Below are 19,915 nucleotides of genomic sequence, written 5' to 3' on the forward strand. Positions count from 1 at the left end.
TACAATTTCTCATCTATCTAAATCCCACACCCTTAACCGCTGTATGGATAGTATCCATTTCTGCAATCTCTTAAATTTACAGTTCATCCAACTAATCAACAGAAGTCTTAAAAATTTCTTTTTATCATTTTTATTTATTTATTTTGCTAAACTAGCATAGACTAGTACAGAATAGAATACCCTAACCAATGATTATTTAAACATTAAAAACATTTTATATGTATAGTTCATCTTGACTTGGCTTTCACCTAACCGTGAATGCTTACTGATTATAACATATTCATCAAATTATTAAACCTGTTAAACATGATTTTTATTAAAAAAAGAGTGTATTGGCTTCCAAACATTCATTTTCTAAAATTGAAGACAGTTATTGCCTTCTTATTAATGTTTTATTCCACTTCTTCCATCGCGCAAGAGACAATGGTTACCGGAATAATAAGTGATAGTCTGACAAATGAAAACTTGCCAGGTGTATCAATAAAAGTGAAAAACACAAACATAGGAACCGTGTCAGATGCCAATGGAAAATATGCTATCGCTGTTTCCAATGAAGGTACTTTAGTCATTTCTTATCTAGGCTACAAAACAATTGAATTACCTGTAAATGGCAGCACATTGAATGTCCGTCTCCAATCGCAAGGTTTTGAATTGGAAGATGTAGTTGTAGTAGGCACACGTATAAAGAAGAGCGATCTAACTGGTGCCATTGGCAACATTTCATCTAAACAACTACAAGAGGTCCCCACTACCGACCTCACTACAGCTATGCAAGGAAAGGTTCCTGGCTTATATATTGCACGGTCTAATGCTAGTCCCGGCGAAGATGTAACGATCAAAGTACGTGGAACCAATTCGATTTCTTATGGCACCAATCCTGTTTATGTAATTGATGGTATTGTAGCCGAAGAAGGTATTCGGATGATTAACCCAGATGATATCGCTTCTATTGACGTCTTGAAAGATGCCTCTTCAACGGCACTGTATGGTTCGAAAGCTTCTAACGGCGTCATTGTGATTACTACTAAAAAGGGACAACAGGGAGAAGGAAAAATAAGTTACAGTGGTTTTACAACCTTCAGCAATTATCAAAATCGTTTAAAAATGCTCGATGCCCGCCAATTGTATGATTTGAGGATCGATGCTTATGCAAACGCTTATTTAGATGAAAACCCCGGTGCAGATCGGCAGTCTTATATAGATAACTTCTTAACAAAAACGGATATATCTGGAGCGATATTTTCTCCAGAGGAGTTATATAATGGCCAACATAATATTACTAATAACTGGTTGGACGAAATCACCCGGGCGGGGTTGGAACAAAACCATTCCTTAAATTTTTCGGGGGCAGATGATAAGTCTAACTATTTCCTGGGATTTTCTTACTCCAGCAATAAAGGGGTATTGGATATCTCGAAGTACGATCGAATTAGTGGCCGATTTAATTATGAACGACAAATAAAACCTTGGTTAAAAGTGGGAACCAATACCAGCGTATCCCGTGGAAATAAAAATCGCTTGGATGGGAATGCCTATTCCACCGCTTTAACAGCGAATCCTTTACAAAACATTGATACAGATAGATTGTACATGGAGTTTCAAGGAGTTCCGCAAATGGGTAATTACAATCCTATTCTAACCAAGCAGCTTCGTAGCCAAGAAATTCACAATAGAGTATTAACCACTAATTATGTGGAAGCAAAACCTATTGAGAATTTAAATATCCGAACGTCAATTTCCGCAGACATTTATAACAAACAAGATAATAGTTATATCCCAAGCAGTATTGGGCAGTCCATGCGTGACAGCTATAATGGAAAGGGCTGGTCATGGCGTGGGATAACCGAATATTGGCAATGGGATAATTCGATCAGTTATGAAAAAAACTTCGGGAAGAATCGCCTCTTCGGTTTATTGAGTACCAGCATGTCCAAAACCAGAAGTAATTCAATAGATATGAATGGATACAACTTTCCTACTGACATACTAGGATATAAAGGAATGGGATTGGCAAGTAATCGGGATATGAATACTATTAATTCAGATTATGTTACCAATACGTTAGCTTCTGTCATTGCTCGTATCAATTACTCTTACGATGGCAGATATCTTTTAACTGCTACTGTCCGCCGTGACGGGAGTTCTAAATTCGGCAATGATAACAAATGGGGAACTTTTCCTTCTTTCTCGGCTGCATGGAACATGAACCAGGAATCTTTCTTAAAGGATGTAAACTGGTTAGATCAATTAAAATTAAGAGCTGGATTTGGCTTATTAGGCAATCAGAATATTCCAAATTATGCCTATATGACTATCTACCAACCAGCGTATTCCAATGGAATCGTGGGCTTTACACCAGAGGACAGTCGTTACGGAAATCCCGATTTAAGATGGGAAAAACAAAAACAATATAATATTGGCTTTGATGCGAGTCTCTTAAACAACCGCCTTTCCTTTACGGGTGATGTGTTTTATATGCGTAACACAGATCTTTTGATGAGAATGGCTTTATGGCCTTCTTTTGGATATAATTATCAGATAGCGAACGTAGGTGAGCTGGAAAATAAGGGCATTGAATTTAGTTTGAATGCATTGGTAGTTGACACCAGAGATTTCAAGTGGCGTATATCGGGCAATATCGCCCATGATAAAAACACCATCAAAAAATTAGCAAACGGTGTAGATGTGCTATGGAATGGTGGTAACATTATGTCGCGTGATGGCAATTTGTTTGTTGGGCAGTCACTTAACTCATTCTACACATTCCAAGCAGAGAAAATTGCACAAGAATCGGATATGAACCGTATCAATGGCATGACATTCTATAATGGTTACATCGTAAAACCTGGTGATATTTTACCTCGGGATCTTGATGGTGATGGAAAAATTACGCCTGAAAATGATATGGCTATTGTTGGCAAATCCGATCCAAAATTTTACGGCGGATTTACCACTAATTTCGCCTACAAAAATTTTTCGCTCAACGCCGTATTTACCTATTCATATGGAGCCAAGAAATTCAATGGGCAATATGACATGTTAATGGATGGCACAGGATCTTTTGGGCCAGCGAGCATTGATCAATTGGATCGCTGGACGCCAGAAAATACCAATACGGATGTACCGCGTGCATATCGCGGAAACAAATTTAACAGGTTTGGTTATGGCGCAACAGATTGGGCGATGCTGGATGCTTCATTTATTCGCTTATCAGCGTTAAATTTAACCTACAACTTTCCGAGTAAAAAAATCAATCCGATTTTAAGCAATCTAAGTATTTACGCATCCGGCAATAACCTCTTTTTAATCACGCCATATAAGGGCTACGATCCTGAAGCAGGTGAGGGTTATCCGTTAACCAAAAGCTTCACGCTCGGCGTAAACCTATCTTTCTAATCAGTGATATGCACCCTTTAAATACAAAAGTGATGAACAAAAATAAAATATTCGTAGGCATTTTAATAGCAGGATTGAGCTTGTTTAATGCTTCCTGCAATAAATTTTTAGAAGTGGATCCAGAATCAAAGATTCAAGATGATGCCATTTTTGACAATGAGGAGAATTTAAATGCCTACATGCTGGGTTTATATAAAGATTGGCGTGACGCACATAAAAACCGCATAGAAATGTATATAGGTACGGATGAAGCGAATGTTGGTGGTATTCAATGGCGCGATAATAACAACCGTAAAGGTTTGGATACCTACCTTGATGGAATGAATAGCACAAATGGTGGTATACTTGACGTCTGGAAAAACCGTTTTCAAGTCGTTTCGCGTGCTTCTACCGCCATTTCGGCCATAGAACCGAATGAAAGCACGAATGATGCGCTATTTAATTTACGACTAGGTGAAGCTTGTTTCTTGCGTGCTGTTAATAATTTTGAATTGGTACAAATGTTTGGTCCAATTCCGCTTACCGGCGCAAATCTTGGAGGCAAAAGACAGCCCTTAGACGTCGTTTATGGATTCATCGAGCGTGACTTATTGAAAGCTATTCAATATTTACCTGATCCTGCAGATCCAAACTATACCGATCTGCGAAGAGCCACTCGAGCGATAGCGCAAGCCATGCTAGGTAAACTATACCTCTACGCACCTGAATCTTCGGGTTTTCGTGATTATACCAAAGCAGCAGTCCAATTTAAAACGGTATATAAAAATCCTTTCTTTGGGGGTACCGGGGCTTCTAATTACAGCACCATATATGATGCCCATCAGCAAAATTCAGCGGATTATAAAAAGGAAATGATTTATGCTTTCCAATTTAGTAACGTAAGCGGTGATCAAAGTAGTATTGAGTGGGATATGGGCTCTAGACCAGTAGCCAGCATGACGCCGATAGAAGCAACAGCTTTATTTGCAGGATTTGATGGCTTATTGCCCAGCGAATATTGTTATAAGACGCAAGAGGAAGGGGGCCTATGGGAAGACGGCGATGTGCGTAAAAACGAAAGTATCCGCTATGATTTTACCTGGGAAGGAAAGCAACCCTCCATGACGGGTTTCGTATGGGGAGATGAGGTTGATCCTCACGTTAAAAAATATGAAGATGTCAGAACAGTTGAACAAGGATTGAGTTCTTATTATAGTGGAAAAAACCTACCCTTTATCCGTTTCAGTGACGTAATACTTTGTTATGCTGAATGTCTGTATAAAACTGGCAGACAACCTGAGGCGATTGACATGATTAATAACACAGTTCGTACACGCGCCTTCGGCGGATTTTTACCTAGCGATAAAAGATGGTCTGCCGGAATGGGCGAGCAGGAATTTATGAAGAACCTAATGGATGAACGCATGCGTGAACTATGTTTTGAGGGCTGGCGTAAATTAGATCTTCTAAGAACTGGCTTCTTAAAGGAATACGTACAAGACAGAAACCGTTGGGTTTCGGGTTTGTATAAAAACGATCGGATTAATGCGCCTGTAACCATTGAAGATTTTCGCTTAACTTGGCCCATCCCATTAGATGAGCTTAGGCAAAATCCGGATTTATCGGATGCCGACCAAAACCCTGGATATTAAAGAATTTAATGAAATCAAAGAATATGAAGTACTTAAAAATCGTTTCTCTTGCATCTTTGTTTATGTGTTGCACACTCAATTTGATAGCAAAAGAACCCAACCAACAAGTCATTAAATTCGGCAGGCAAAATGAGCTTGTGATTAACCTTGATAATGGGTTATTTACGATAAAAAACAAAGGCACTGAAGTAGTGGTCGACGCATCGGCCTCCTATTCATCTAATGGAAGAAAGTATGGCAGCAAAGATTATCACAGCCGTAAATTAATAACAAATAAAAAGCAAGATAATCTTGGCCTCAGCACCCTGTATACACTCATTTCTGACGGCAAAGATATGCCAACAATGCACCAGCACTTTATTTGCTATCCTGATCAGGAATTTATTTTAATTCAGCTGGAAATAGTAGGTCATGATTTATCATCAAATTATATGGCTCCTTTAATTTCAAACAAAGCGGCCTTAGGTGAAGGCCACGATGTACGTACCCTATTCGTGCCTTTTGATAATGACACCTTTATTAAATACAATGCAAAACCCTTAAGTACGCAACTAAATAAGAGTGCTGAAGTAGGAGCAATTTATGATAATGATTCTAGAAACGGGCTTCTATTAGGTTCGATCGATCACATGGATTGGAAAACAGGTATAGAAAGTGCAGGCGTTGGCAAAAGCATTCAACAACTAGCAATATTCGGTGGCTTCTCGGATGTTTCCATCACCAGAGATTCGATGGCGCATGGTTCACTTAAAGGCGATAAAATTGCTTCACCGCGGATGTTTATCGGTTATTTTTCTGATTGGCGGGATGGAATGGAGCAATATGCTAAAATAACGCGAAAATTATCACCTCCATATCATAGCGCGTGGAAGGGCGCTACTCCTGTTGGCTGGAATAGCTGGGGTGTGATAAAGGAACATCTCACTTATGATAAAGCAATAAGTGTTGTAGATTTTTTCGACAAACAGCTTCCAGCATTCCGCAATGACGATGGAACGGCTTACATAGATCTGGATTCTTTTTGGGACAACATGGTTCCTGGTGGTTTTTCAGGCGATTTTTCGAAACTTAAAGATTTTGTTAACTATTGTAAAGAAAGAAACTTGGAGCCCGGAGTTTATTGGGCCCCCTTCACAGATTGGGGATTCAAAGACACGAACGAACGGAAAGCAGAGGGAAGCGACTACAAATTCTCTGAAATGTGGACACGAACGAAAAATGGATACCACGATTTAGATGGTGGTAGAGCATTAGATCCCACTCACCCCGGAACACAGAAAAGAATCGCCTACATTATTGAAAAGCTTAAAAACTGCGGCTTTAAAATGATTAAAATTGATTTTCTAAGTCATGCAGCTATTGAATCTACACGTTTTTATGATAGTACTATTACCACCGGCATGCAAGCCTACAAGCTTGGCATGGAGTGTTTAAGCGATCATTTGGCAAATACGATGTTGGTATATGCTGCTATATCACCTTCAATGGCCACAGCACCGTATGCACATATGAGGCGAATTGCTTGCGATGCTTGGAAATCTATTGAAGACACCGAATATACGCTCAATAGCGTTAACTATGGCTGGTGGCAGACCTATTTATATGATTATATAGATGCTGATCACCTCGTTTTTGAAAACGAGAACCAAGGAACCAATCGTGCCCGATTGATATCGGGATTGATCACCGGCCCAGTTGTTTTGGGAGATGACTATTCAATACAGGCATCATGGCAAGAAGAAGTGAAGAAGTGGCTGCAACTTGATGCTGTTAAAGCACTTATCAAATCGGGTAAAGCATTCCAACCTATTGAAGGTAATACAGGTGAAAAAACCACGCAGATTTTTGTCCGCCAAGATGAAGATTGTACTTACTTAGCCGTTTTTAATTATCAAAAGGGGGCTGCTAAAATAACCCTTGATGCCAATAGAATTGGCCTATCTGTTAAGAAAAAACATTTACTTACAGAATTATTAAGCAATGAACAGTTAACATTACAGCACAAGTTAACAGTAGCATTTAAACAAGAAGGTGCTTATATTTACCGCATCAGTAATAAGTAATCAATTATAGGTTCCAATGAATAACAAACCACACGATCAGTCTCTCATTTTTGAAAAAATCCGTTCACTGGAACATGTCCAATCACTTTCTAAACATGAACAGCTTGTGCAAGGAGTTTTGGATGCAATTGATGCAGGAAATCTTAATGCGAACGATGTTTTACCCTCTGTAAATAACATGGTAAAAGAACTCGGATATGCAAGGGAAACCATCGTAAAAGCTTATAAGGAACTTATAGAGCGTGGTGTGATCGCATCAAAAAATCGAAAAGCCTATTTTGTAATCAGTGAAAACACCAAGCAACAACAGAAAGTGGCTTTGCTTATGTATGCCTTCGACACCTTTCAGGAAACACTGTATCAACATTTAAAGGAAAACCTGGGTAGCGATACACAGGTTGACCTTTACTTTCATCATAATAATCCTGAAGTATTCGAAGCGATATTTAACCGAATAGTGGGGCACTATGGGTTATATATTGTTGCACCAATTCCTTCCGAAAGAATAAAAGAACTATTAATAAGTATCCCGCCATTTAAATTGTTGATTATAGATCGATATATTAATTTGGGTACGGATTATTCTTACATCGTTCAGGAATTTGAGGATTCCTCTTATCAGATTTTTAACGAATTAAAAAACAAGCTTTCTAACTATAAAGAGATTATTTTTTTCTTTAGAAAGAATACGGCAGAACCACAGGAAATTGTCAAATCATTCAGAAAGTTCTTAAAGAAAACTGGTTTAAATGGAAAAATCGAAACAAATTACAAACCCGGCACCATCAAAAAACATATTGTGTACTTTACCATACATAACCCTGAACTATATGCGATACTTAAAGACGTAATGGACAAAAATTGGGAACTGGGAAAAGATCTAGCTGTTTTGGCCCATAATGATGATGTGATTAAGGAAATTTTGGCAGGCGGTATTACCACCTTTTCAACCGATTTTAAAAGAATGGGTCAGCTCGCAGCTACTTTTATAAAGAAAAGAGAAAAAGTACAAGTTATAATACCCACTGTATTATATCCACGCAAATCATTGTAAAAGTGGTTACCTTTTTAAGCTTCGTTGTTTGCACACTTTTAGTTGCTGTAATTTCCTGGTATAAAACAAAGTCCACTAATTTAAAGACTATTAAGGGTCTCTTTTTTGCAGGAAAAAACAATAATTACCTAATCGTTGCAAGCTCTCTTCTACTCACTAATCTGAGTGCCAATCAATTTATTGGGGAGAATGAATCTGTCTATATCAACAACATGTCTGTAATGGCTTGGGGTGTTACCTCTGTTTTTGCCATGCTAATTGTTTCGGAGTATTTTTTACCTGTTTACTTAAGAGGGGGAATGATTACCACCGCAGATTTCCTCTCTCTCCGATACGATTCGGGAACCAAACAGATGGTTTCCATTATTTTTTTACTCAGTTACGCTGTTAATCTCCTTCCTCCCGTACTTTATGGAGGTGCTGTCGCCCTCACAGGAATGTTTAACTTTCAGGAAATATGGGGACTTTCCTACTGGCAATGCATTTGGGTCATGGTCTGGATATTAGGGCTCATTGGAGGAGGTTATACTATTTTAGGTGGATTGAGGGCCATCAGTATATCTGATACCTTGCTAAGTCTTGGTTTACTTCTACTAGCGATCCTACTTCCGGTATTTTCGCTACATCACCTGGGGCATGGCAACATATTAAGTGGCATTAAACAACTATTAAGCACTCACACCGACCATTTAAATGCAATAGGTTCCGCTAATGATGCCATTCCATTTGGCACTATCTTCACAGGGATGCTCCTCGTTAATCTCTATTATTGGGGCGTTGAACAATATATAATTCAGCAAACACTGGCTGCCAAGAGTTTAAAAGAGGCACAAAAGGGGATGGCTTTAGCAGCCCTTGCTAAATTATTCACGCCTCTTCTAATTAATCTGCCGGGACTGATTGCTGTTCACTTGTACACCAATGTAGACAATACTGCGGCTATTTTTCCTTTACTTGCCTCGGATGTATTGCCTAATATATTACAGGGAGTAACGGTAGCGCTCTTGTTTGGTGCAGCCATTACTACTTATAATGCCGGATTACATAGTAGCAGCACTTTATTTGTAATGAATATATACCTACCATTCTCTAAAAGAAAAGGTGTCAATCTGAGCGATCTAAAGCTTATACGCATTAGTAGGCGATTTGAAATGCTATTATCTTTGATTGCCATGTTCTCTGCTCCTTTTATTTTGTTTGTAGACAGTGGCTTTTATACCTATTTACAACGCGTTGCCGGTTTATTTAGCTTACCTATTTTTACCATCATCGTAGTGGGTTTTTTCACCAAAAAGGTACCACCAATAGCTGCTAAAATTGGATTATTATTTTTTATGCTCGTGTATTTTCTTTGTGAATATGTCATACAATTACAGCTCCACTACCTACATGTTTTGGCGATACTTTTCACCCTTACTGTCTTACTAATGCTACTGATAGGAAAAATCTATCCTCTTAAACAAGAACGCAAAAAATATCAATTTGAAAACACCGCTAACCTGGTTGCTTGGCAAAACAGGCATTGGGCCTCCCTTATCTTACTTTTAATGATGGTGGGAATTTATTTGCTTTTCTCTCCTTGGGGTATAGCTAAATGAATTCTATTTAAAAGGAAAATAGCACGAATAGGCTATTTTCCTTTTAAATAGATGGCACCAATACATTGCTAAACAGCCGCACTTAAAACTTCTCTCACTTTTTTAGCAACAATCTCCTCTTGCCCTGGCTTCAACATCCAGGCAGTTAAAACAATCTTATTTTCCTCACTGCCACCAATCTCAATGGAGGGTTGTCCTCCTCTTAATTTTTGTTGCAATTCCTTGCCACTTGTCTTAACAAGATTTTTATCCCATGAGATATGTAAAGTAGGTGTAACATTTCCTAGCGGGGGAACTTTAATTTCAGTCGACACACCTTTAACGGTTTTAGCTGCAGTGGCAATTAAGTCTACCTGAGCCCTTTGCATAGCAAATTCCTTATCATGATCAAGGCTCATAAATTTCTCCAATGCTACATACATCCCCACAATCTCTTCCTTATTAATCTTCATCCCTCTACCAATATTGAATCCGCGAGGAGGCATATGCACTCTTGCAGCTTGTATATAAGCTTTCTTACCCATTAAAAGTCCGGCACTTTGCGGGCCACGAATGGCTTTTCCACCAGAAACACATACTAAATCAAAGCCCATATCATTAAACTTCCATAAATTCGAAACAGGAGGAACATCTGCCGCTATATCAATTAGGGTCGGGATACCGTGCTTCTTAGCGATGTCCACCCACTCTTGGTGCATTATTTTTCCTTGATCAGATTGCACGTTTAAAAAGAACATCAGTGCAGTCTTGTCGTTAATAGCGTCTTCTAGTTCCTTGACAGTTTCTACCATTATAATCTTACACCCCGTATTTCTAAGTGCATGGCTATACACGATATTATGCCCTTTTTGGCAGATCACTTCCGATTTTAATCCTGTGCCTTCCAAATGAGGTAAAAGTGTAGCCTTTTCTTCACTAACACCGGTCAAGACGCCTGCTAAACCTAATGTCATAGCAGAAAAACAACCTGCAGTTACCACCGCAGATTCAGCATGAACTAGTTTTGCTATCTTCTCTCCTACCTTATCCTGTAGCTCATCGAGCATACAAAACTCAAGGGAGCTGCTATTAATGGCATCCATAACCTCGGCACGCATCAATGAACCTGTCATTGCTGTATACGTTCCCGCAGCATTAATAAATGTGCGTACTCCCAATTCCTCAAATAGATTTCGATTTATTCCAGGAACGGGTGCAAACACATGCTTATCAACTTCTACATACCTGCTTAGCATACTACTAGCAGGCATAACTGATAAATATTTAAGTAGTTCTCGTCTTCTCATTTTTATTGTTAATTAATTTTTAACATCAACGTTTAAGGCTGTCACTTTTTCTTCCGGCAAAGGTTTTTGCTGCCAGTAAGAAGCTAATAGCGAGCCTGTAATATTCATAAGCGGACCAAAAATTGCTGGTGCTAAACCTACAGTGGCCAATTTTCCCATTTCTTTAGCAATACCCGAAGCTAAACCACCATTTTGCATACCAACTTCAATGGCCATCGTTCTGCAATCTTTTTCGGTCATTTTAAATAGTCTACCACAACCATATCCAAATAAATACCCGCATAAATTGTGAATCAAAACCAATAAGATCAGCTGAGGACCGATACTTAATAAACTGTCTCTCCCGGCAGCTGTAATAATGGCAATGATCAAGGCGATGCCACCCATAGACATTTTCGGCATAAAATGATCTAACCACGCTATTTTTCCATGCAACAACTTATTAAAGAGTAAACCGAACCCGATCGGCAGAATCACCATTTTTAAAATATCCCACATCATATCGAGTAGGTTAATTTCTACAAATGCTCCTGCTAGGGCTTTCATAAGTAAAGGTGTTACCAAAGGTGATAATAGGGTGGATACTGCCGTAATGGTAATAGACAGCGGGAGATTTGCCTTTGCCATATAAGACATTACATTGGAAGCCATACCGTTTGGAGAACATCCAATTAAGATAATCCCCGCAGCGATCTCCGGCGGAAATCCACTTAAATTAGCTAAGGTATACCCTATTAAAGGCATGATAAGGAAATGACTGAATACGCCAATAAAGACCCCTTTAGGATGTTTAATTATCCCTACAAAATCTTGCACGCTCATAGCGGTTCCCATACCGAACATGATGAGTTGGATTAAAGGGGTTATTAAATTGGCTAGCGTAAAGCCGTTTATCGTCAAAAAATATTGAGGATAAAATAGCGCAAGACTTACCATCGCGAAGATGAGCAGCGAATAGGCATAACCTTTTAATAAGTTAATTCCCCTAAAAGCTAATGAGGTGGATAAGAAAAACAGCACTACTAAAATGCCAATTGCATGCTGGATGTTAAACAGGTAACATAAGATGCTTAAACAGACACAGCATAGCGCGACAACCAAAGCACCTTTATAAAAAACACTTATTTTCACGTTATTTTCAATTAAAAGGTTTAATTATTACCAGGTCCTCTTTTTCATCAGCTCATCAAGCTGCGTTTTACTCATCTTCACTTGATCCTCATGCTGTTTCAACCACGACAAAAAATCACTTTTAATTTGATCGTCCCATTGATTATCAATTTGCCCGACGCTATAAGTACCCGATTTAATCCGTTCATTCCCAAAGGCATCCCTTAACTGAATAAATTCCGCCGTAACAATCACTTTTTCAGCCAAGTGGGCAGGAATAAACAAAGCTCCCTCTTTATTGGAAAGTACCAGATCACCTGGAAGAACAACCGCTTTCCCTATTCTTATGGGCGTATTAATCCCTATCAGCATAGATTCTTCGAGAAATGAAGGATGAAAGCCTCTTACAAAGGCATTAAAACCCTTTATTTCTTTTAAACCATTAAAATCCCGCACCGCTGCGTCAAAAACAACTCCATTTCCAGTACGATTAAAAATGGCATTTCCAAGCGTTTGACCAATCAATGTACCCCCTGCAATCTTACCAAATCCGTCGGCTACATATACGTCGCCTTTCTGTAATAAATCAATTGGCCATGAATTGGTATTACCCTTTTTACCTTGGTTGTGTCCGCGCGTTAAAATAGATTTCTCAACGTCGGGTCTGCTGGGAATATACATGGCTGTAAGTGCCCGCCCAGCAATCAGGGCATCCTCATGTAGCATTTGCCATCCTTGCTCAAATTGGTTATTATATCCCTCATTTCTTAAAATGGTCCATGCGTCATCAAAACCAATGGCACGTGCACGCGTAATGAGCTCATCAGGTATTTTTGGGCGGCCATCGTCAAATCGTGCCCCACTCCATTCGGCTGTTAAGAATAATAACTCCTCCTTCGGAATATGCTGCGCAAAAACAATTGACTTTCCAGCAAAAAAGCATAAGCAAAAGCACCACCACAGTTTGCTAATCAGGTTCATAAAAGGTTTGCTTTTCTTAAACATAGGCTATACAGTCCATCTCTACTAATGAATCCCCCGGTACACCTCCATAAGTTGCCACGGTGGTGCGAACAGGAGGTTTGTTGCCGAAACGCCCCTTGTATACTTCATTCATGCTTTTATAGTCGCCTAAGTCTGCTAGATACACATTTACTTTCAGCACTTTTTCCATAGACGAGCCAGCTTTCTTAAGCTCAGTTTCAAGTTCTTTCAATACATGGTCTGTATGTGCTTTTATGTCTCCATCGAAATGTGCACCCTTACCTGCAACGAAGATTAACCCATTGTATTTCGTGGATCCTGAGAACAAGGGTACATCTTGGTGTTTGGTAACATTGAAGGCCTCCTTTTCAGTTGTCGAGGTACTAACGGCCGCTTTTGCAATGGTACTAGCCCCTGCAATTCCAATTAACGAAGTGAATAATCGTTTTAGAACCGATCTTCTTTCTGTTTTCATAATAAATTTGTTTAATTGTTTAAAATTGAATTATTGTATTTAATGATGATTTCCTTTTTTTTGGAATACTACAGGGTTTGCTATTCCATTCAAATCATATACGATCTCCCCTGCTCTAATGGTCATTTCACAACCTAGCTTCTCCTTGCCTGCAATCTTAAATCCGGTATAATCAAAAAAACCAAAGTCTCCCTTTTGTAAGCCCAAAACCGCCACATCGGCCTCCGAGCCTACACTTAAACTTCCTAATGCTGGGCGTTTAATAATCTGGGCTGGTTGCCAAGTACTTGCAGCGATAACTTGCTGAAGGCTCATGCCCATTACCAGACATTTGGACATAACGCTTAGCATATCTTTCATGGCATTGTTCATACTACCGGTATGTATATCGGTACTAATAGCGTCTGGATAAAAGCCTTCGCGAATAGCTGGTATAGCTTGCGAAAAAGAAAAACTGATACCCCCATAACCAATATCAAAATAGCGCCCCTGTTTTCTGGCTTCCCAAGCAAATGGCTTGACTTTGTTTGCTGTAACATCTACAATAGATTCGCGACCGTTTATTTGCGCAAAGCAGTGTGTTAAAATATCGCCTTTACGCAGGTGTTTAAGTAATAATTGGTCTAAAGGAAGCGGCGGATTGCTCCCTCCAAAGTCTACCATAACAGGTATTCCGCCCGCACGTTCGCCCGCTTCTACCGCATGGTCTACTATCGTCCAATCATGTCCTTCAAAATGCGCAACTTTAAATCCTACCACGTAATCACGGTTCTGCTTGGCAACAAGTGCCGCCATCTTGGGGTCTGTATCGTTCAAATCTTGTTCATAAGCGCCGCCACGCATACCTTCTCCAATGATATTTAAGAAAGCCAGCACCCTTGTTTTAGAATGATCAATGGTTTGATCTTTGTAAGTTTGAAAACTTTTCCAACCAGGACTGCCTGCATCTACTACTGTGGTTACACCAACGCGAAAGGTAAAACCATCTGGAGGTAAGGCGGTAAAGCTATTTCTAAGGTAGTTATATGGCTCCGTCCCAAAAAAATGATGCGTATGGATATCTATTAATCCTGGGGTTACATATAAACCTTTTGCATCAACGGTCTGTAAAGCCGTTCCTTCTATCTGCTTGCCTACCTTTACTATCTTGCCGTCATTAATAGCAACATCCATTATTTCATCGATATTATTCTTAGGGTCGATCACGTGCCCACCTTTTATTAATATGGCATATTCCTGGGTATAGCCGCTAAACCAGCATAAACATAGGAAACTTATAAAAGCAATATAGGATTTCATTTTATAGTTTTTTAATTATTTAAATCAATTTGCAACATCCCACCATACCCGGCTCGTCAACGCATTGGTTCCTCCTTGCCTTTGCATGGCTTCCATGTAGTTCTCCCGATTATAACTTTCTTCTGTAAGTGGTACCACAAAACGTCTGGGAATTGTTCCCCCAGTTAAATTACCTGGGTAATTTGTTGGCGTTAAGCGTGGATAGCCCGTTCTTCTCCAATTCGCAAAAATTTCATATTCATCCTGCAAAAACAGTGAAACCCATAACTGAGTATATATCAACTCTAATTGTTCTTCCATACTTCCGGCAGCATTATAAGGGTGTTGTTTTAGATAATAGTCGACTCTATCACGACTGATTTCACCATCTTGACCAAACAAAGCCCACTGGCTCATTCCCGCGCGCACAGCGATTTCATAAGTCTGCGCCGGATCACCATCATACCAGCCTCTTATTGCAGCCTCCGTTAATAGGAGGTTCATTTCAGCATTCGTTAATACCAAATGCGGGGCATCAAATCGCAGAATAGTGTTCGGGTGGGGTTCAGAATAAGTAGCAAAGTCAGCAGGGAATGAATTAAACGCCGCATTTGGCATACCCTTTTGGATAGAACTGGTGGTATCTGCCACATAAGTTCCTGTTGCATTCCGTACCCATACAACTGCGATGGCATTGAGTCTCGGATCATGCGTATTTTGCAGATGATCAATAAATGTTTTAGCTAATTTTCCTCCTTCAATATTGTCTACTGCTTGTGGATTTAAGTAATCAGTATTCAATAATGCCGTAGCAATAAAGTTCCGCTGCGCCACTTGTGAACCGTCCACATATTGAATGCGAGCCAATTCATTATCATTCGTAATAACGCCTCCGGCAATAGCTTTTCTCACCCACTCTTCCGCCAGGTCAGGAGCAACTTTTGTTAGGCGCATACCTAAGCGCAGCATCAATGAATACGCAAATTTTTTCCATCTCGTAATATTTCCACCGTATATTAAATCACCATTCCCAAACGATGGAAAACTGGCATCTAAAGCTAAGGCCGACTCTTCTAGTTCTTTCAAAAGGTCATTATAAATATCTGCCTGTACATCATAACTCGGTGTGTAACTTTGGCTATCTGAGGCTAAACCGGCTGCCGTATAGGGAATATCTCCATACAGGTCAGTCAATCTGTGAAAAATCAACACTTGCCATATACGCGCAATAGAAAGCTTATTGATATCATTAGGATTAGAAGAAACGCCTTCAATAACTTTCTTGATCTCAATAACGGCGGTAGCATATGCATCCCAACTACCATATGATTGCGTTTCATTAAAATATTTATCGCCCGCAGCTGGTACTTCTTTATAGGTAGCCGTTTGTTGCATCGCCCCACCAATTGTAAGATAGGCACTGCCTGCATAATTTACGCTTACAGCATCTAAAAGCGCCTTTGTAAACATATATTCGGGCACCACCGTGGTAGAGGCATTAGGATTTACGTTCATCTCTTCAAACCCCTTATCACATGCTGATAGGATCAAAAGCGAAGAGAAAATAAATGCATGTTTAAAGAATCTTTTCATATTATCTAAGGTCTTAATGATTAAAATTTTACGATAAGATTTACACCAAAACTTCTGGTACGAGGAACACCAAATGCTTCCAAGCCCTGCGCATTACTATTGGTATAGCTTGATTCTGGGTCAAAGTATTTATTGCGTTTATCTTTGTAGAGTGTAAGAAGATTCCGCCCCACTAGCGATATCGTTGCTCCTTGCAATTTTGCCCAATGAAATTTCTCTATCGGCAGGTTGTAAGACAATATCACTTGCCGTAGTTTGACAAAATCATTGTCAAACATGAACATGGATGTATAAAATTTGTCATTATCATAATAAGTATCAATATCTTTTGGCTCCCATGTTTTACTGAAAGCGGCACCACTTTGATCTACTCCTGTAACTGTTAAACCGGCTTCTCTACCGGGCAGTGTTTCTGTCGGCAAACCGAACCGATAAGCATACTGATAAAGATTAGAATACATCATCCCCCCAAATTTTCCATCTATGAGCACATTCAGCGAGAAGTCTTTATAGCTAAACGTATTATTAAGTCCCATTATCAACGGAGGCACCCCTTGTCCTATTTCTTCAAGTGGACCACGAACGGCATAGCCGCTCTCCGCGTTATATACCGTCTGACCATTCTGATCTGTTAATTTTCTATATCCCCATAAAGCACCGTAGGGCCTGCCCACTACGTTACGTATGCTACCTCCACCAACACCGTCACCCACCACAATAGCGTCTAATCCATCTGCAAGTTGCTGAATCTCACTTTTGTTATACGAAACATTATAGCTTACATCCCAATTGAAATTTTCCGTCTTAATAGGCTTACCACTTAATAAAACTTCTATTCCTCTATTGTTTAATTCACCTACATTAAGTAGTGCCCTATTATAGCCCGAAGCTTGCGAAATATTGGATTCTACAATATCATCGGTAGTTTTACGATTATAGAAAGTTAAGTCAGCACCGAAACGACCATCAAAAAATTGGGCATCCACACCAAATTCGTACGTAGTAGAAGTTAATGGTCTTAAGCCCGGATTATTTACTAAATCTGAAGTAAGCTCTTGAACGGGACGCCCATTATGGCCACCTTGCACCATAGAATATGTTTCATTCAAAATATAAGCCGTTGGTGTCGCTCCGCCAACTTGCGCCCACGAACCACGGAGCTTCAAACCACTGACGGCCTTAGGCATATGCAACGCTTCTGATAACACCAACGTTCCTCCAACAGAAGGATAAAATATACTGTTATTCTGTGAGCTCAATGTTGAGAACCAGTCCTGACGGCCCGTGAAGGTCAGGTAGGCCAGTCCCTTATAGCCTATATCGGCAGAACCAAAAAGGGAGTTGATACCTGTTTTTTGATAAAGAGGGGTTGTTGTTAAAATATTTAAATTCGTATAGCTATAGAAATACGGAACGGTAAATTCACTTCCCGCAATAGTGGTTAAATCATATTCATTTCGTTGAATATTACCACCCCCCATAGCAGATAGGCTAAAATCATTGAAAGTAGTATTGTAATTCAGGGTTAACATGTAGTTAGTTTCTGATGAAGTTGCCTTAAGGCTCTCGTAAGAACCTAAAGGTCGGAAGGCGGTGCCCGTAGGCTGGATCGCCTCACTTTCAGAACTGTAGAAATCACGACTTGCACTCCCCTTAATAAATAGATTATCTAAAATATCATATTGCAAATTACCTTGCATGATGAAACGATCTTTTTTGTCGCTATTCTCATAACGATTAACCACAAACCATGAGTTTGGAGCTTCAGCAACAGGGTTCCACCTTACTTCATTACCATTTGCATCATAACCGGGCGCTAGTGACATAATGTCTACCGTATTGGCAAGCATATAAACTGCCCAAGCAGCATTATCGTTTGCATAACCTACCTTTGGCCTATTTTTACCATGATCGTAATTGTATTGTGACACCGCTTCTAGATGTAATTTCTTTCCTATGTTAGCATTTACAGACATATTGGTCGTCAATCTTTTGTAGGTAGAGTTTGGCACAATGGCTTGCGCATCGGTGTTTGACACACTCGCTCGATACCTGACCGCTTCATTTCCGCCATTTAGCGCTAAAGAATTAATATAGGTCTGCCCAGTTTCATAAAATTGTTTAGGATTATTAGTAACTGGTGAGTATGGTCTTTCAACGCCATCAAACTGGACATAAGGTGAACCATCCATTTTTGCTCCATAAGACAGTCTTCCAGTAGCAATCGCTTCCTCCTGAGTCGTCGGCTTTTTCCCATCAACACCCTGCCCATATTCATATTGCCACTCCGGGTAAGTAGACGGGCGTTCAAATGTAGACGAACTATTAAATTCTATACCTATACCCTTCTGTGCAATACCTTTTTTGGTGGTAATAAGAATCACTCCATTAGCCGCACGTGAACCATATAAGGCGGAGGCAGGACCTCCTTTTAGTACACTGATACTTTCAATATCATCCGGGTTTATGCCCGCAATACCGTCACCACGGTCAATATTCCACCCCATTCCTCCTGAGCTTGTACTTCCGCCAGGGGTAGAATTATCCATTGGCATTCCATTAATCACATATAAAGGTTGGTTATTTCCACTTAATGAGCCGTTTCCACGTATGATCACTCTACTTGATCCGCCCGGTCCCGTAGCCATTCCTGAGACGTCTACACCAGCCACTTTACCAACCAAAGCATTCGCCACATTCACCTCTTTTGCCTGTGTAAGCTGTTCACCGCCCACTTCTGCTACTGAATACGCAAGTGCTTTCTTCGATCTAGAAATCCCCAAAGCAGTCACAACAACCTCATTAAGCGCCTGATTATCTTCAGATAATTGTACATTAACAATGTTTTTACCATTGATAGTGATGGATTGTGTTACATATCCCATATAACTAAATTCAAGTTCCCCGGTATTGGTAACTTTCAATACATAATTGCCTTCCGCATTCGTAACGGTTCCCTTTGTTGAGTTTTTTAGGCGTACACTTACACCAGGTATCGCTTGCCCTTTTCCATCGGTAACGGTTCCTTTTATATCTATGTCTTGAGGAATGGCATTTTTTTCGTTTTGAGCCAATACGATACGATTTTCAATTACGTTATAGGTGATATTATGAGCACTTAGTAATTCATCGAATATCTTTTGTAAAGGCTGTTGATTCGCTTCTATTGAAACTACCTGATTTAGATCTACAACTTGCTTGGAATAAATAAATTTTATATCAGCCTTACTTTCAATTAGTTTCAGAGCATTTATTAAGGTCTCACCCTTAATCGACAGAGATATGCGCTTGGTAAGACTTAGTTTAATTTCGGGTTGCTTGGAATAAGCCATAAAAATGCTCCCCACGAAAAGGGATAAACCTAGAGCAAAGATTCTTATATAATCAGCTTTTTTCAGGTTGACACTCATAATTCATTAATTAGATGGTTAAAATTTGGACAATAAG

At 39.6% G+C, this 19,915-nt stretch carries 12 protein-coding genes; 5 read left to right on the plus strand and 7 right to left on the minus strand.

The genetic code is table 11. From position 1 onward, the window contains the following. Positions 1–306: 306 nt before the first annotated feature. Genes BMY50_RS12190 through BMY50_RS12210 form a run of 5 tightly spaced genes read left to right on the plus strand, consistent with a single transcriptional unit; the run spans position 307 to position 9,742 of the window. Entirely contained in the window at positions 307–3,396 is a 3,090-nt protein-coding gene (locus BMY50_RS12190) for a SusC/RagA family TonB-linked outer membrane protein (RefSeq protein ID WP_162276580.1), read from the plus strand. Between the two features lie 32 nt (positions 3,397–3,428). Next, positions 3,429–5,027, plus strand: coding sequence for a RagB/SusD family nutrient uptake outer membrane protein (locus tag BMY50_RS12195; protein ID WP_162276581.1), 1,599 nt, complete (start codon positions 3,429–3,431; stop codon positions 5,025–5,027). Positions 5,028–5,050: 23 nt separating this feature from the next. Then, entirely contained in the window at positions 5,051–7,090 is a 2,040-nt protein-coding gene (locus BMY50_RS12200) for an alpha-amylase family protein (protein WP_238383743.1), read from the plus strand. A gap of 16 nt (positions 7,091–7,106) precedes the next feature. Further along, positions 7,107–8,144, plus strand: a complete 1,038-nt coding sequence (locus BMY50_RS12205) for a GntR family transcriptional regulator (RefSeq protein ID WP_093324590.1) — start codon at positions 7,107–7,109, stop codon at positions 8,142–8,144. 2 nt (positions 8,145–8,146) lie between these two features. Further along, the gene (locus BMY50_RS12210) at positions 8,147–9,742 is read left to right on the plus strand and encodes a solute:sodium symporter family transporter (protein WP_093324593.1); all 1,596 of its coding nucleotides are present in this window, start codon (positions 8,147–8,149) and stop codon (positions 9,740–9,742) included. A 68-nt stretch (positions 9,743–9,810) separates the two neighbouring features. Here BMY50_RS12210 and BMY50_RS12215 read toward each other — a convergent pair whose 3' ends face one another. The 7 genes from BMY50_RS12215 to BMY50_RS12245 are packed head-to-tail and all read right to left on the minus strand — an operon-like array spanning position 9,811 to position 19,878. Further along, on the minus strand, positions 9,811–11,028 hold the full coding sequence (locus BMY50_RS12215) for an aminotransferase class V-fold PLP-dependent enzyme (protein ID WP_093324597.1): 1,218 nt from the start codon (positions 11,026–11,028) through the stop codon (positions 9,811–9,813). A 12-nt stretch (positions 11,029–11,040) separates the two neighbouring features. Continuing rightward, entirely contained in the window at positions 11,041–12,159 is a 1,119-nt protein-coding gene (locus BMY50_RS12220; protein ID WP_202907825.1) for a bile acid:sodium symporter family protein, read from the minus strand. Positions 12,160–12,186: 27 nt separating this feature from the next. Next, the gene (locus BMY50_RS12225) at positions 12,187–13,119 is read right to left on the minus strand and encodes an RraA family protein (protein WP_093325775.1); all 933 of its coding nucleotides are present in this window, start codon (positions 13,117–13,119) and stop codon (positions 12,187–12,189) included. Positions 13,120–13,135: 16 nt separating this feature from the next. Beyond that, positions 13,136–13,597 (minus strand): RidA family protein, encoded by a 462-nt coding sequence (locus tag BMY50_RS12230; protein ID WP_093324600.1) that lies wholly within the window; start codon positions 13,595–13,597, stop codon positions 13,136–13,138. 39 nt (positions 13,598–13,636) lie between these two features. After that, positions 13,637–14,896, minus strand: a complete 1,260-nt coding sequence (locus BMY50_RS12235) for an amidohydrolase/deacetylase family metallohydrolase (protein WP_093324603.1) — start codon at positions 14,894–14,896, stop codon at positions 13,637–13,639. 24 nt (positions 14,897–14,920) lie between these two features. Continuing rightward, positions 14,921–16,468, minus strand: coding sequence for a SusD/RagB family nutrient-binding outer membrane lipoprotein (locus BMY50_RS12240; RefSeq protein ID WP_093324605.1), 1,548 nt, complete (start codon positions 16,466–16,468; stop codon positions 14,921–14,923). Positions 16,469–16,488: 20 nt separating this feature from the next. After that, positions 16,489–19,878 carry a SusC/RagA family TonB-linked outer membrane protein gene (locus tag BMY50_RS12245; protein WP_093324608.1) on the minus strand — a complete coding sequence of 1,130 codons (3,390 nt, stop codon included), beginning with the start codon at positions 19,876–19,878 and terminating at the stop codon, positions 16,489–16,491. Positions 19,879–19,915 lie beyond the last annotated feature (37 nt).

Origin of the sequence: Olivibacter domesticus, from assembly GCF_900109575.1 — a bacterium.
Taxonomy (GTDB): Bacteria; Bacteroidota; Bacteroidia; order Sphingobacteriales; family Sphingobacteriaceae; genus Olivibacter; species Olivibacter domesticus.

What these genes read in the sequence shown, in the direction of transcription:
- BMY50_RS12190 (WP_162276580.1), top strand. Translation starts at nt 307, where the DNA reads ATGATTTTTATTAAAAAAAGAGTGTATTGGCTTCCAAACATTCATTTT.
- BMY50_RS12195 (WP_162276581.1), top strand. Translation starts at nt 3,429, where the DNA reads ATGAACAAAAATAAAATATTCGTAGGCATTTTAATAGCAGGATTGAGC.
- BMY50_RS12200 (WP_238383743.1), top strand. Translation starts at nt 5,051, where the DNA reads ATGAAGTACTTAAAAATCGTTTCTCTTGCATCTTTGTTTATGTGTTGC.
- BMY50_RS12205 (WP_093324590.1), top strand. Translation starts at nt 7,107, where the DNA reads ATGAATAACAAACCACACGATCAGTCTCTCATTTTTGAAAAAATCCGT.
- BMY50_RS12215 (WP_093324597.1), bottom strand. Translation starts at nt 11,028, where the DNA reads ATGAGAAGACGAGAACTACTTAAATATTTATCAGTTATGCCTGCTAGT.
- BMY50_RS12225 (WP_093325775.1), bottom strand. Translation starts at nt 13,119, where the DNA reads ATGAACCTGATTAGCAAACTGTGGTGGTGCTTTTGCTTATGCTTTTTT.
- BMY50_RS12230 (WP_093324600.1), bottom strand. Translation starts at nt 13,597, where the DNA reads ATGAAAACAGAAAGAAGATCGGTTCTAAAACGATTATTCACTTCGTTA.
- BMY50_RS12235 (WP_093324603.1), bottom strand. Translation starts at nt 14,896, where the DNA reads ATGAAATCCTATATTGCTTTTATAAGTTTCCTATGTTTATGCTGGTTT.
- BMY50_RS12240 (WP_093324605.1), bottom strand. Translation starts at nt 16,468, where the DNA reads ATGAAAAGATTCTTTAAACATGCATTTATTTTCTCTTCGCTTTTGATC.
- BMY50_RS12245 (WP_093324608.1), bottom strand. Translation starts at nt 19,878, where the DNA reads ATGAGTGTCAACCTGAAAAAAGCTGATTATATAAGAATCTTTGCTCTA.